We start from the raw sequence: 15,717 nt of genomic DNA, 5'->3' as shown, positions 1-15,717 counted from the left end.
ACTTTCAGGGCCGTTGCGCTCTTCCGGCGAACGACGCGTCAAGTGTGGAGTTTCTGATGCCTGCTGCATCCAACCAGAACAAAGCCGTTGAAGCACTGCGCAAGTCGTTCAAGGAAATCGAGCGGCTCCGGCGTCAGAACCGCCAGCTGATCAGTTCGGCCACCGAGCCCATTGCCATTATCGGTATGGCTTGCCGGTTTCCGGGCGGAGTGAATTCCCCCGAGGCGCTGTGGCGCCTGGTCGCCGATGGATCGGACGCCATTACCCCCTTCCCGACGAACCGTGGCTGGGACGTGGAGGGGATCTACAATCCGGACCCGGAACACCCGGGTACCAGTTACGTTCGCGAAGGCGGCTTCCTCCACGACGCGGACCAGTTCGACTCCGCGTTCTTCGGCATCTCGCCCCGCGAGGCGCTGGCCATGGACCCGCAGCAGCGGCTGCTGCTTGAGACGTCGTGGGAGGTCATGGAGCGGGCGGGCATCGACCCCGCGTCGTTGCGTGGCAGCCAGACAGGCGTCTTCACCGGCGCCATGCACACCACCTACGCTTCCGAGGCCGCGCAGATCCCGGACGAGATCGAGCCGTACCTCCACAACGGCGCCACCACCAGCATCGCCTCGGGCCGTGTCTCCTACACCTTCGGTTTCGAAGGCCCCGCGCTGACGGTGGACACCGCCTGCTCATCGGCGCTGGTCGCCCTGCACCTGGCCGCGCAGGCGCTGCGTCAGGGCGAGTGTTCCATGGCGCTGGTCGGCGGTGCGACGGTCATGGTGAGCCCCAAGGGCTTCGTCACCTTCAGCCGCCAGCGCGGACTGGCCGCCGACGGCCGGTGCAAGGCGTTCGCTGACGCCGCCGACGGCACCACCTGGTCCGAGGGCATCGGTGTGCTGCTGGTGGAGCGGCTGTCCGACGCGCGGCGCAACGGGCACGAGATCCTGGCGGTGGTGCGCGGCTCCGCCGTGAACCAGGACGGCGCGAGCAACGGCCTGACGGCCCCCAACGGCCCCTCTCAGCGCCGCGTGATCCGGCAGGCCCTCGAGAACTGCGAACTGACCCCCAGTCAGATCGACGCGGTCGAGGCGCACGGCACCGGCACGACGCTGGGTGACCCGATCGAGGCGCAGGCGCTGTTGGCCACCTACGGCCAGGACCGGCCGGAGGGCCGTCCGCTGTGGCTGGGTTCGCTGAAGTCGAACCTCGGTCACACCCAGGCCGCTGCCGGTGTGGCCGGTGTCATCAAGATGGTGATGGCGATGCGGCACGGCGTCCTGCCGAAGACGCTGCACGTGGACGAGCCGTCGAGCCACGTGGACTGGTCCGAGGGTGAGATCGAGCTGCTGACCGAATCCAGGCCGTGGCCGGAGACGGGCGAGCCGCGCAGGGCCGGTGTGTCCTCGTTCGGTGTGAGCGGGACGAACGCGCACGTGATCCTGGAGCAGGCGCCGGAGGTTGAGGCGGCCGAGGCCGAGGCTGCCGAGGAACCTGCCGACGGCGGTGTCGCGGGTCCGGTGGCCTGGGTGGTGTCGGGCAAGACCGACACCGCGTTGCGCGCGCAGGCAGGCCGACTGCGGGAGTTCGTGGCCGAGCGCTCCGAGCTGAGCGCCGCTGACGTGGCGCTCTCCCTGGCGACGACCAGGTTCGCGTTCGAGCAGCGCGTCGTGGTGACCGGAACCAGCCGCGAGCAGCTCATCGAGCGCCTGGAGGCGGTAGCTGAGGGGACGAAGCTCCCGGGTGTGGTCTGGGGGGATGGCGCCGAGACACCTGGGCGTTCGGTGTTCGTGTTCCCGGGTCAGGGGGCGCAGTGGGTGGGGATGGCGGTGGGGTTGCTGGACTCCTCGCCGGTGTTCGCGCAGGCGGTGGCCGAGTGTGAGGCGGCTTTGTCGGCGTATGTGGACTGGTCGTTGACGGATGTGTTGCGTGGTGCCCAGGGTGCTCCCGGTTTTGATCGGGTGGATGTGGTGCAGCCGGTGTTGTTCGCGGTGATGGTGTCGTTGGCGCGGTTGTGGCGTTCGGTGGGGGTGGTGCCGGATGCGGTGATGGGTCACAGTCAGGGTGAGATCGCGGCGGCGTGTGTGGCGGGCGCGTTGTCGTTGGAGGATGCCGCGAAGGTGGTGGCGTTGCGGTCGCGGGCCATCGCGGGTGGTCTGGCGGGCCGTGGTGGCATGGTGTCGGTGGGGTTGCCGGTGGACCAGGCGCGGGAGCGCATCGCCGGTTGGGATGGCGCTATCTCGGTCGCCGCGGTCAACGGGCCGGGCTCGGTTGTGGTCTCCGGTGATCCGGGTGCGCTGGATGAGCTGGTCGCGGAACTTGAGGGTGAGGAGGTGCGGGTTCGTCGGGTTCCGGTGGACTACGCCTCGCACTCGGCGCATGTGGAGTCGATCCGTGGGGAGTTGCTGAAGGTCCTGTCGGGCCTGGAGCCGCGCTCGTCTGAGGTGCCGTTCTACTCGACGGTGTCGGGTGAGTTGGTGGATACGGCCGGGCTGGACGCGGAGTACTGGTACCGCAACCTGCGTCAGACGGTGGAGTTGGAGGCCACGACGCGCCTTCTGCTCGATGAGGGCCACACCGTGTTCGTCGAGGTGAGCCCGCATCCGGTGCTGACCCTGCCGGTCCAGCAGACGGTGGAGGCCGCTGACGCCCAGGCTGTGGTCGTCGGCACGCTGCGCCGTGACGAGGGTGGGGCCGAGCGGTTCCTGACCTCTGCGGCTGAGCTTTATGTCAGCGGGGCAAGCGTCGACTGGCGGAAGGTGTTCGCCGGACACGGTGGCCGGCAGGTCGACCTGCCGACGTATGCCTTCCAGCGGGAGCGTTTCTGGCTTGATGCCCCTGCGGGTGTGGGTGATGTGGGTTCGGTGGGGTTGGGTTCGTTGGGGCATCCGTTGTTGGGTGCGGTGGTGTCGTTGGCCAGTGGTGGCGGGGTGCTGCTGAGTGGTCGGTTGTCGTTGGCCACGCATGAGTGGCTGGCGGATCACGCCGTCCATGGGATGACGCTGCTGCCCGGGACAGCGTTCGTGGAGCTGGCGGTACTGGCGGGCGATCAGGTCGGCTGTGGCCGGGTTGAGGAACTGACCCTGGAAGCGCCGCTGATCGTGCCCGAGAAGGGTGGGGTGCATCTTCAGGTCGAGGTGGAGGAGGCGGATGCTTCTGGCTTCCGTGAGGTGAGTGTGTTCTCGCGGGAGGAAGCTGCGGGTGAGGGTGGAGCCTGGACGCGGCATGCCCACGGTCTGCTGAACTCGGCCGTGGCCGGCTCCGAGTCGCGGTTCGACTTTGGTGTGTGGCCGCCGGTGGGCGCTGAGTTGGTTGATGTGTCGGGTGAGTATGTGCGGGCTGCGGCGAGTGGGTTGGAGTATGGGCCGGTTTTCCAGGGGTTGAGGCGGGCGTGGCGGCGTGATGGTGAGGTGTTCGCTGAGGTCGAGCTTCCTGAGGGTGAGCGGGAGCGGGCGGGCCAGTTTGGTCTGCATCCGGCGTTGTTTGACGCGGCGTTGCACGCGATGGGTGTGAGTGGGGGCTTCGCGGGTGGTTCGGGGAGTGTGTTGCCGTTCTCGTGGCGTGGGTTTGCTTTGGAGGCGGTGGGTGCGACGTCGTTGCGGGTGCGGTTGGCGTCGGCGGATCAGGGTTCGGGTTCAGGGTCGGGTGCGGTGTCGGTGTGGGTGGGGGATGAGTCGGGGCGCGCAGTCGCGTCGGTCGAGTCGTTGGTGTTGCGGCCGGTTGACGCGGGTCAGTTGAGTGCGGTGGGTGGTGCGGTGCGTGATGCGTTGTTCCAGGTGGAGTGGGTGGATGCGCCTGGGGTTGTGGTTGCGGGTGAGGTGGGGTCGGGGTCCCAGGTTGTGCGGGTGGTTTCTGGTGGTTCGGGTGTGGTGGGTGAGGTGTATGGGCGGGTTCTTGAGGTTCTGGAGCGGGTGCGGTCGTGGGTGGGGGATGCGGGTGAGGGTGAGGGTGTTGTGGGTGAGCGGTTGGTGGTGGTGACCCGGGGTGCTGTTGATGTGGGTGGTGGTGTGGTGGATTTGGCGGGGGCTGCGGTGTGGGGTTTGGTGCGGTCTGCGCAGTCGGAGAATCCTGGGCGTTTGGTGTTGGTGGACACCGATGATGTGGAGGGTGTTGAGGGTGTTCTTCCTGGGGTGTTGGCGTTGGGGGAGGAGCAGGTGGTGGTGCGGTCGGGTGTGGTGCGGGTGCCGCGTTTGGGTCGAGTGGTGTCTTCGGGTGGGGTTTCGGAGTTGGGGTCGGGGGTGTTTGGTTCGGGTGCGGTGTTGGTGACGGGTGGTACGGGTGTGTTGGGTGGTTTGGTGGCTCGGCATTTGGTGGAGCGCCATGGGGTGAGGAAGTTGGTGTTGCTTTCTCGTCGTGGTGTGGGGGCTGAGGGTGCGGTGGAGTTGCGGGCGGAGTTGGAGGGTGCGGGTGCTGAGGTGGTGGTTGTGGCGTGTGATGCTGCGGATCGTGGGGTGTTGGCTGGGGTGTTGGCGGGGTTGCCTGAGGGTTTTGGGCTCAGTGGTGTGGTGCATGCGGCGGGTGTGTTGGATGACGGGTTGTTGACGTCGTTGACGCGTGAGCGGGTTGAGTTGGTGTTGCGGGCGAAGGTGGATGCGGCGTGGAACTTGCATGAGTTGACGGCCGGGATGGACCTGTCGGCGTTTGTGTTGTTCTCGTCGGCTGCTGGTGTGTTGGGGAGTGCGGGGCAGGGCAATTACGCGGCGGCGAATGTGTTTTTGGATGGTTTGGCGTCGTGGCGGCGGGCTCGGGGGTTGCCGGGTGTGTCGATGGCGTGGGGTTTGTGGGCTGAGGCCAGCGGTATGACCGGACACCTCGGCGAGGACGATGTCCAGCGGATATCCCGCTCGGGCCTGGTACCACTGGCCACGGACGAGGGGCTTGAGCTGTTTGACGCGGCTCTGGTCTCGGCTGCGGTCGTTCCGGTTCTCTTCCGGCTGGATGTCCCGGCGCTGCGTGCGCAGGGTGCCGAACTTCCCGCACTCTTCCGCAACGTCGTGCCCGCCGTGACAGCACGCCGTGTCGTGGGCGCCGGGGCCGCGGACGTGGACGACATCGCCACCCGTCTGCGACGGCGACTGGTCGACCTGTCCGAGGCGGATCAGGAGCAGTTCCTGCTCGACGAGCTGATTCGCGTCCAAGCCGCCGCCGCCCTGGGACACGCGAAGGCGGACACGATCGGGGCGGGACGGCCCTTCAAGGAGCTGGGCTTCGACTCGCTCACCGCCGTGGAACTACGGAACCGCCTGAGCGCGGAGACGGGTCTGCGCCTCCCGGCCACGCTCGTCTTCGACTACCCGAACCCGACCGTACTGGCGGGCTACCTGCGCTCGGAGATCCTCGGGGCGCAGGACACGGCCATCGCGGCACCGGCGACGGGCGGGTCCGCCAACAGCCCGGCGCACACGGACGACGACCCGATCGCGATCGTCGCCATGAGCTGCCGATTCCCCGGTGGGGTGCGGACACCCGAGGAATTCTGGCACCTGGTGATGGGTGGCACCGACGCCATCGCCTCGCTCCCGTCCAACCGTGGCTGGGACCTCGAGACGACGTACGACCCGGACCCCGCGCGCGAGGGCACGTACTACGCCCGCAACGGTGGCTTCCTCTACGACGCGGACCAGTTCGACCCGGCGTTCTTCGGGATCTCCCCGCGTGAGGCGCTCTCGATGGACCCGCAGCAGCGACTGCTCCTTGAGACCTCGTGGGAGGCGTTCGAGCGGGCCGGTATCGACCCCGAGTCGGCGAAGGGAAGCCGGACCGGAGTCTTCGTCGGCGTCGTATACAACGACTACGGCACCCGGCTACAAGGGAACGCCCCCGAAGGCTTTGAGGGCTATCTCGGCACCGGCAGCGCGGGCAGCGTGGCCTCGGGCCGGATCTCGTACACCTTGGGCCTCGAAGGGCCCGCCGTGACGGTGGACACCGCGTGCTCGTCGTCGCTGGTCGCGCTGCACCTCGCGGTCCAGGCGCTGCGTCAGGGCGAATGCGACTTGGCGCTCGCCGGTGGCGCGACGGTGATGTCCACACAGGCCGGGCTGGTGGACTTCAGCCGTCAGCGCGCGCTGTCCGCCGACGGCAAGTGCAAGGCGTTCAGCAACGCCGCCGACGGATTCGGATTCGCCGAGGGCGTCGGGCTGCTGCTCGTCGAGCGGCTCTCGGACGCCCGGCGCAACGGCCACGAGGTGCTGGCTCTCGTCCGGGGATCCGCGGTCAACCAGGATGGTGCGTCCAACGGCCTGACCGCCCCGAACGGACCGTCGCAGCAGCGGGTGATCCGCGCGGCGCTCAAGACCGCCCGCCTGTCGGGCGCCGACGTGGACGCGGTCGAGGCGCACGGTACGGGCACGTCGCTGGGTGACCCGATCGAGGCGCAGGCGCTGCTGGCCACCTACGGCCAGGACCGGCCAGCGGACCAGCCGCTGTGGCTCGGATCGGTGAAGTCGAACATCGGCCATTCGCAGGCGGCGGCCGGCGTTGCCGGTGTCATCAAGATGGTGATGGCGATGCGGCACGGCGTACTGCCGCAGTCGCTGCATGTGGATGAGCCGTCTCAACACGTCGACTGGTCAGCGGGCGACATCGAGCTGCTGGCCGAGGCCAGGCCGTGGCCGGAGTCGGGCCACCCGCGCCGCGCCGGCGTCTCGTCCTTCGGCGTGAGCGGGACGAACGCGCACGCGATCCTGGAGCAGGCGCCGGAGACCGAGGAGGCGGAGGAGCCCGAGGCCGAGGTCACCGATGGCGCGGTGGCCTGGGTCGTATCGGGCAAGAGCGACACCGCGTTGCGGGCGCAGGCAGGCCGGCTGCGGGAGTTCGTGGCCGGGCGTCCCGAGTTGAGCGCTGCTGATGTGGCGTTCTCGTTGGCGACGTCGCGTTCGGTGTTCGAGCACCGTGGGGTGGTGACGGGTGCTGATCGTGAGGAGTTGTTGGGTCGGTTGGGTGCGTTGGCCGGGGATGAGGTGGTCTCGGGTGTGACGCGTGGTGTGGCCGATGTGCGTGGTCGTTCGGTGTTCGTGTTCCCGGGTCAGGGGGCGCAGTGGGTGGGTATGGCGGTGGGGTTGTTGGACTCCTCGCCGGTGTTCGCGCAGGCGGTGGGTGAGTGTGAGGCGGCTTTGTCGGCGTATGTGGACTGGTCGTTGACGGATGTGTTGCGTGGTGCTGCGGGTGCTCCCGGTTTTGATCGGGTGGATGTGGTGCAGCCGGTGTTGTTCGCGGTGATGGTGTCGTTGGCGCGGTTGTGGCGGTCGGTGGGTGTGGTGCCGGATGCGGTGATGGGTCACAGTCAGGGTGAGATCGCGGCGGCCTGTGTGGCGGGCGCGTTGTCGTTGGAGGACGCGGCGAAGGTGGTGGCGTTGCGGTCGCGGGCCATCGCGGGTGGCCTGGCGGGCCGTGGCGGGATGGTGTCGGTGGGGTTGCCGGTCGACCAGGCGCGGGAGCGCATCGCCGGTTGGGGCGGTGCGATATCGGTCGCCGCGGTCAACGGCCCGGGCTCGGTCGTGGTCTCGGGTGATCCGGGTGCGCTGGATGAGATGGTGGCCGAGCTGGAGGGTGAGGAGGTGCGGGTTCGCCGGGTTCCGGTGGACTACGCCTCGCACTCCGCGCATGTGGAGTCGATCCGCGAGGAGCTGCTCCAGGTCCTGGCGGACATCGCGCCGCGTTCGTCGCAGGTGCCGTTCTACTCGACGGTGTCGGGTGAGTTGGTGGATACGGCCGGGCTGAACGCGGAGTACTGGTACCGCAACCTGCGTCAGACGGTGGAGTTGGAGGCCACGACCCGCCTCCTGCTCGGTGACGGTCACACCGTGTTCGTCGAGGTGAGCCCGCATCCGGTGCTCACGCTTCCGGTGCAGCAGACGGTGGAGGCCGCTGACGCCCAGGCCGTGGTCGTCGGCACGCTGCGCCGCGACGAGGGCGGCTTGGAGCGGTTCCTGACCTCCGCCGCCGAGTTGCATGTCAACGGCGCCGACGTCGACTGGCGGAAGGTGTTCGCCGGACAGGGTGGTCGGCAGGCCGAGCTGCCGACGTACGCCTTCCAGCGGCAGCGGTACTGGCTGGACGCCGTCTCGGCTGCCGAGGTGGCGGTCGCCGGTGATGGCTTGAGCGCGGATGCGGTGGACGCGCGTTTCTGGGAGGCGGTGGAGCGCGAGGATCTGGAGGCGTTGGCGCGGACGTTGGAGGTGGAGGACGAGGAGGCGCAGTCGTCGTTGACGGCGTTGCTTCCGGCGCTCTCGTCCTGGCGTCGTCAACGGCGTGAGCAGAACACGGTCGACAGTTGGCGTTACAAGGCGGTCTGGAAGCCCCTGGCCTCCGTCACCGACGCGGGCCTCTCGGGCACCTGGCTCGTTGTCCTTCCCGCGTCGCACGCCGATGACGCCCTCGTGTCCGCCACGGTGAACGGGCTGGAGACGCACGGGGCCGAGGTCGTCCGGGTGGTGCTGGACGGATCGAGTGACGACCGTGGGGCGGTGGCGGAGCGCTTGCGGGGAGCGCTCGACGAGGCTGGGGCGGAGCCGTCGGGTGTGGCGGGTGTGCTCTCGCTGCTGGCGCTGGATGAAGTGGAACACGCGACCTTTGCTGGTGTTCCTGCCGGTCTTGCCGCGGTGGTGGGGTTGGTTCAGGGGTTGGGTGATGTGGGTGTGGGGGCTCCGTTGTGGTGTGGCACTCGGGGCGCGGTGTCGGTGGGTCGCTCTGACCGGCTGGCGAGTCCGGTGCAGTCGATGGTGTGGGGTTTGGGCCGGATTGTGGGAGTGGAGTACCCGCAGCGTTGGGGTGGGCTTGTCGACCTTCCCGAGACGTTGGATGAGCGTGCTGTGTCGCGTCTGGTCGGGGTGTTGGCGGGTGTGGGGGGTGAGGATCAGGTCGCGGTGCGTGGTTCGGGTGTGTTCGCCAAGCGGTTGGTGCGCGCTTCGGCTCCTCAGGCCGTGGGTGGTGAGGGGTGGCGTGTGGGTGGTTCGGTGTTGGTGACGGGTGGTACGGGTGCGTTGGGTGGTCATGTGGCTCGTTGGTTGGCTCGTCGGGGTGCTGAGCATCTGGTGTTGACGAGTCGTCGTGGGTTGGGGGCCGAGGGTGCCGCTGAGTTGAAGGCCGAGTTGGAGGGTCTGGGTGCTCGGGTGTCGGTGGTGGCGTGTGATGTGGCGGATCGTGAGGCGTTGGCGGCGGTGTTGGCGGGTGTTCCGCGGGAGTTGCCGCTGACTGCCGTGGTGCATACGGCGGGTGTGTTGGATGACGGTGTGGTGGATGCTCTGACGGTGGAGCGGGCGGCTGGGGTGTTGCGTCCGAAGGTGGTTGCGGCGCGGAACTTGCACGAGTTGACGGTGGGGTTGGATCTGTCGGCGTTCGTGTTGTTCTCGTCGGCGGCGGGCACGTTGGGTGGGCCGGGTCAGGGGAGTTATGCGGCGGGTAACGCGTATCTGGACGCGTTGGCGTTGCAGCGGCGTGCGGATGGTCTACCCGCGACGTCCATCGCCTGGGGCGCCTGGGCCGGCAGCGGATTGGCGGTCGCCGGGGGACACGAAGAGCAGATGAGCCGCTCGGGGATGCTGGCCATGTCCCCCGAACTGGCGATTTCGGCGCTGCACCAGGCGTTGGACCACGACGAGACGTTCCTCGCCGTCGCGGACATCGACTGGACCCGTTTCGAGGCGGACTCTTTCGCCACCCCCCTCTTCCGCGAGCTGCGCGACGCGCGGACCACGGCCACGGGCAAGCAGTCCGCGCCGAACAGCGCCGACCGCGGGCGGGCGGAGCTTCACGACCGGCTGGAGGCCCTGCCCCGGGCGAAGCGCGAAGCCGCGCTGCGCGATCTGGTGCGTGCCCAGGCCGCCGATGTCCTCGCTCACGACAGCGCGGACGCGGTCGCCTCGGACCGTGCCTTCCGCGACCTCGGATTCGACTCGCTGACCGCCGTCGAACTGCGCAACCGGATCGGCGCGGCGACCGGGCTGCGGCTGCCGGTCAGCCTGGTCTTCGACTACCCCACGCCCACGGTGCTTGCCCGGTTCCTGAACGGTGAGATGTTCGGAACCGAGGAAGACGGCGCCGCCGAGATCACGCCGACCCGATCGGACTCGTTCGACGAGCCCATCGCGATCGTGGCGATGAGCTGCCGCTTCCCGGGCGGCGTGCGGACCCCCGAGCAACTGTGGGACGTGGTGAACGCCGGAGTCGACACGATCTCCGGATTCCCCGACGACCGTGGCTGGGACCTCGAGGGGCTCTACGACCCCGACCCGGACAAGCCGGGCAAGACCTACGCGCTCACCGGCGGGTTCCTGGACAACATCGCCGACTTCGACCCGGACTTCTTCGGTATCTCACCGCGTGAGGCCCTGGCCATGGACCCCCAGCAGCGGCTGCTGTTGGAGACGTCCTGGGAGGCGTTCGAGCGGGCCGGTATCGACCCGGCGGCGTTGCGCGGCAGCCAGGCGGGTGTCTTCATCGGCTCGAACTACCAGGACTACAGCGGCCGGGCCATCAGCGCGCCGGACGGTGTGCAGGGCTATCTCGGACTCGGCAGCGCGTCCAGCGTCGCCTCCGGCCGCCTCTCCTACACCTTCGGCTTCGAGGGCCCGGCCGTCACGGTGGACACCGCGTGTTCGTCGTCGCTGGTGGCCCTGCACCTGGCCTGCCAGTCGCTGCGTCAGGGCGAGTGCGACATGGCGCTGGCCGGCGGCGTGACGATCATGGCCACGCCGGGCACGTTCGTCGAGTTCAGCGCCCAGCGTGTGCTGTCGCCGGACGGGCGGTGCAAGGCGTTCTCCGCCGAGGCCGACGGCACCGGCTGGTCCGAGGGTGTGGGCATGCTGCTTGTGGAGCGGCTGTCGGACGCCCGGCGCCGCGGCCACCAGGTGCTGGCCGTCGTCCGGGGCTCGGCGATCAACCAGGACGGCGCGTCCAACGGCCTCACGGCGCCCAACGGCCCGTCGCAGCAGCGTGTGATCGGTAAGGCCCTGGAGAACGCGGGTCTGTCGGCCGCCGATGTGGACGCCGTCGAGGCCCATGGCACGGGCACCTCGCTGGGTGACCCGATCGAGGCGCAGGCGCTGCTGGCCACCTACGGCAAGGGCAGGTCCGAGGACCAGCCGCTGTGGCTGGGTTCGATCAAGTCGAACATCGGTCACACGCAGGCCGCGGCCGGTGTCGCGGGTGTCATCAAGATGGTGATGGCCATGCGCGAGGGCGTGCTGCCGAAGACGCTCCACGCGGACGAGCCCTCCCCGCACGTCGACTGGACCAGCGGCGCCGTGTCGCTGCTGAGCGAGGCGACCGCGTGGCCGCGGACGGACCGCCCGCGCCGGGCGGCCGTGTCGTCCTTCGGGATCAGCGGCACCAACGCGCATACGATCATCGAGGCGGCCGACCCCGTTGAGTCGCCGTCGCCGTCGCCGTCGCCGAAGCCGGGTGGCGGTGCCACCGGTTCGCCGGCCGGTACCACGGTGGTTCCCTGGCTGCTCTCCGGCAGCAACGCCGACGCGCTGAGCGCCCAGGCCGGGCAACTGCGCGAGTTCGACGGTGTGCGCACCGCGGGCGCCGGTGACGTCGCCGACATCGGCTACTCGCTGGCGACCACCCGTTCCGCCCTGCCCTACCGCGCCGCCGTGGTCGCGGAGGACCCGGCGCAGTTCCGCTCCGGGCTCGAAGCGCTGGCGGAGGGCAGGAACGCGGCCACGCTGATCCAGGGCGTGGCACGGGCCGAGCACAAGACGGCGTTCCTGTTCTCGGGCCAGGGCGCGCAACGGCTCGGCATGGGGCGGGAGCTGTACGACGCCTTCCCGGTGTTCGCGCAGGCGCTGGACGAGGTGTGCTCGTACCTCGACATGCTGCTCGACCGTCCGCTGACCGAGGTGGTGTTCGCGGCCGAGGGCAGTGCCGACGCCGAACTGCTGCACCAGACGGCGTTCACGCAGCCCGCGCTCTTCGCCGTCGAAGTGGCGCTCTACCGGCTCCTGGAGCACTGGGGCATCACCCCCGACGTGCTGATCGGGCACTCCGTCGGTGAGATCGCCGCCGCCCACGTGGCCGGGGTGTTCTCCCTGGAGGACGCCTGCGCCCTGGTGGCGGCCCGTGGCCGGCTGATGCAGGCGCTGCCCGAAGGCGGCGCGATGGTGGCCGTCCAGGCGCCCGAGGAGGAGGTCGCCGCGTCGCTGGCCGGTCGTGAGGCCGAGGTGAGCATCGCGGCCGTCAACGGCCCCACGGCCGTGGTCGTCGCGGGCGACGAACCCGCCGTGCTGGAGATCGCCGGACAGTGGGAGCGAGAGGGCCGCAAGATCCGCCGCCTGCGGGTCAGCCACGCCTTCCACTCCCCGCGCATGGACGGTGTGCTCGGCGACTTCCGGAAGGTCGTCGAGGGGCTGTCGTTCGCCCCGCCGACCATGTCCCTGGTCTCCAACGTCACCGGCACCCCGGCCCACGCGGACGAGGTGTGCTCGCCGGAGTACTGGGTCCGGCACGTGCGCGAGGCCGTGCGGTTCGCGGACGGCATACGGACCCTGGAGAACCTGGGCGTGACCTCGTTCGTCGAGGTGGGCCCGGACGGTGTGCTCACCGCGATGGCGCAGGACTGCCTGACGGCCGCGGAACCCGATGGCGCGGTCACTCCCGCCCTCGTAGCCGTGCTGCGCAAGGACCGGCCCGAGCTTCAGTCGCTGACCACGGCGCTGGCCGAACTCCACGTCCACGGCGCCACGGTGGACTGGGAGGCGGTGTTCGCCGGGCACGGCGCCCAGCGGGTGGAGCTGCCCACCTACGCGTTCCAGCGGCAGCGCTACTGGCTCGACGCCGCGCCGACCACCAGTGGAGACGTGACGTCGGCCGGCCTGGACTCGCCCGACCATCCGCTCCTCGGCGCCGCCGTCGCCCTGGCCGAAACCGACACCTACCTGTTCACCGGGCGCCTGTCGGTCGCCACTCAGCCGTGGCTGGCCGACCACGCCTTCGCGGACACCGTTCTCTTCCCCGGCACGGCCTTCGTGGAACTGGCCCTGCGCGCGGCCGAGCAGGTGGGCTGCGAGCGGGTCGAGGAACTGACCATCGAGGCGCCGTTGGTCCTGCCCGTACACGGCGCGGTCCAGATCCAGCTCACCGTGGGCGCGCCCGACGAGTCCGGAGCCCGTTCGCTCAACCTGTACTCCAGGCCCGAGGGCACCCAGCCGGACGCCCCCTGGACACGTCATACGACCGGCCTGCTCAGCAGCGACCCGTCCACCACGGCACCGGCGTCCCTGGCCGCCGACTTCGCCGTGTGGCCGCCCGCGGAGGCGGAGGCCATCGACGTGGCGGATCTCTACGACCGCTTCGTCGACGTCGGCTTCGCCTACGGCCCGGCCTTCCAGGGGCTGCGCGCCGCCTGGCGCCGTGGCGACGAGATCTTCGCCGAGGTCGACCTGCCCGAGGCGCAGGAGGGCGAGGCCGCGCGCTACGGTCTCCACCCAGCGCTGCTCGACGCGTCCTTGCACACCGTGGCGTTCAAGCCGTCCGGCAGCGACGGCAGCACCCTCCCGTTCTCGTGGAACGGCGTGACCCTCCACGCGAGCGGCGCGTCCGCGCTGCGCGTACGGCTGGCGAGCGTCGGCGAGGACACGGTCTCCCTGCATGTCACCGACACCTCCGGCGCGCCCGTCGCCTCGGTCGACTCCCTCGTACTGCGGCCCGTGGCCCCGGAGCAGGTCAACTCCGCCCAGCCGCACGAGTCGCTGTACCAGGTCGACTGGGTACCGACCGCCCCGGAGGCGAGCGGCGCGGCCACCGGGCGCTGGGCGCTCGTCGGACCCGACCAGGCCGAGCTGACCGGCGCCCTCGGAGCGACCGATGTCACCCTCGACACCTACCCGGACCTCGCGGCCCTGGCCGAGGACATCGCCGCGGGCGCGACCACGCCCGACGTCGTACTCGCCGCGATCGTGTCCCGCACCGGCCGGACGCGGGAACTGGCACAGGCGGTACGGGAAGCCGGCCACCACGCCCTCGACCTGCTCAAGAGCTGGCTGGCCGACCACCGCCTCGGCGCCTCCCGACTGGTGTTCCTCACCCAGGGGGCCATCGCCGCGGGCGGCGACACCGATGTGGCCGACCCCGCCAGTGCGGCCGTCTGGGGCCTGGTGCGCTCGGCCCAGTCCGAGAACCCCGGCCGGTTCGTCCTGGCCGACCTGGACGACCAGGAAGGCTCGCGCCGGCTCCTCCCCGCGGCGCTCACCACCGACGAACCACAGATCGTGGTCCGGAACGGCACGGTCCTGGCCGGCAGGCTGGCCCGGGTGACGGCGCGCGGCAGCGCGTCCGAGCAGGGCGGCGCGGGGTCGGCCACGACCGGCGTCACCTGGGACCCGCGGGGCACCGTCCTGGTCACCGGGGCGGCATCCGGCCTCGGCGGCCTGGTCGCCAGGCACCTCGTCGGCGAGCACGGCGTCCGCCACCTCGTGCTGGTCAGCCGCCGCGGCCTCGCCGCGGACGGCGCGGCCGAACTGCGGACGGAGCTCACGAACCTCGGCGCCCATGCCGTGGTCGCCGCGTGCGACACCGCCGACCGCGACTCCCTCGCCGCGCTCCTGGCCTCCCTGCCGGAAGAACACCCGCTCACCGCCGTGGTGCACACCGCCGGAGTGCTGGACGACGGCGTCGTCGAAGCGCTCACCCCCGAGCGGGTCGACCGTGTGCTGCGGCCCAAGGTAGACGCGGTGCTCAACCTGCACGAGCTGACCGCCGGTCTCGACCTGTCCGCGTTCGTGCTCTTCTCCTCGCTCTCCGGGACACTCGGCGGCACCGGCCAGGCCAACTACGCCGCCGCCAACGCCTTCCTGGACGCCTTCGCCCACCGGCGCAGGGCCGAGGGCCTTCCCGCCCAGTCGCTCGCCTGGGGCCTGTGGGAGGAGCGCAGCGGCATGACCGGCAAGCTGGACGAGGCCCATATGCGGCGCCTCGCCCGCGAGGGCGTGACCCCGATGTCCTCCGCGGAGGCCCTGGCCCTGTTCGACACCGCTTGCGGCATCGACGCGGCCACCCTCGTCCCGGCACGGCTCAACGCCGCGGCGTGGCGAGCCCAGGACGGGCCGGTCCCCGCGCTGCTGCGGGGCATCATCCGGACCACGGCTCGACGCGGCCCCGCGAGGACACCCGCGGGCGATTCCGGCGCCGACTCCGTCGACCTGCGGCGCCGTATCGGCTCGATGCGGCCCGCCGCCCGGCAGCAGGAACTCCTGGAACTGGTGACCGGGTACGCGGCCATGGCGCTGGGCCACGACAGCCCGCGCATGATCGCCCCTGACCGTGGCTTCCTCGAACTCGGCTTCGACTCGCTGACCGCGGTCGGACTGCGCAACCAGCTCGGTACGGCGACCGGCCTCCGGCTCCCCGCCACCCTGCTGTTCGACTACACCACGTCCAGGGCACTGGCCGGATACCTGGCGCAGGAGCTCGTGGCGGACGAGCCGGACGCATCGCTGGTGCTGCCGGTTCTGTCGGAGCTGGAGAAGCTGGAGACCTCGATCGCCGAGGTGGTGGCGGACGAGGCCGCCACGGAACGTCTCACCTCGCGCCTGCAGCAGGTCCTGGCGAAGCTGACCGCGAGGCAGCAGGCGGGGACGGCGAAGGGCGAGGTCGCCGCCGCCGACACGTTCGAGTCGGCGACCGACGACGAGATCTTCGACTTCCTCGACGAGGAACTCGCGTGACGCGGACGCCCCTGTCCCCGGAAGTGACCGGCCGAAGGCTTTCCACCCCTGTCCGGGGTGC

General features: G+C 70.2%; 1 protein-coding gene. It reads left to right on the top strand.

All coding sequences use genetic code 11. The features are described 5' to 3' along the window. The first annotated feature begins 56 nt into the window (after positions 1-56). Positions 57-15,656 carry a type I polyketide synthase gene (locus tag H7H31_RS05690; RefSeq protein WP_187117809.1) on the top strand — a complete coding sequence of 5,200 codons (15,600 nt, stop codon included), beginning with the start codon at positions 57-59 and terminating at the stop codon, positions 15,654-15,656. The last annotated feature ends 61 nt before the right edge of the window (positions 15,657-15,717 follow it).

This window comes from Streptomyces buecherae (assembly GCF_014295035.1).
In the GTDB taxonomy this organism is placed as follows: domain Bacteria; phylum Actinomycetota; class Actinomycetes; order Streptomycetales; family Streptomycetaceae; genus Streptomyces; species Streptomyces youssoufiensis.
Note: the sequence above shows the minus strand (reverse complement) of the source record. Positions and strands in the feature narration are given on the sequence as shown.

Excerpts from the sequence above, each read along its gene's own strand:
- H7H31_RS05690 (WP_187117809.1), top strand. The coding sequence starts at position 57 with ATGCCTGCTGCATCCAACCAGAACAAAGCCGTTGAAGCACTGCGCAAG.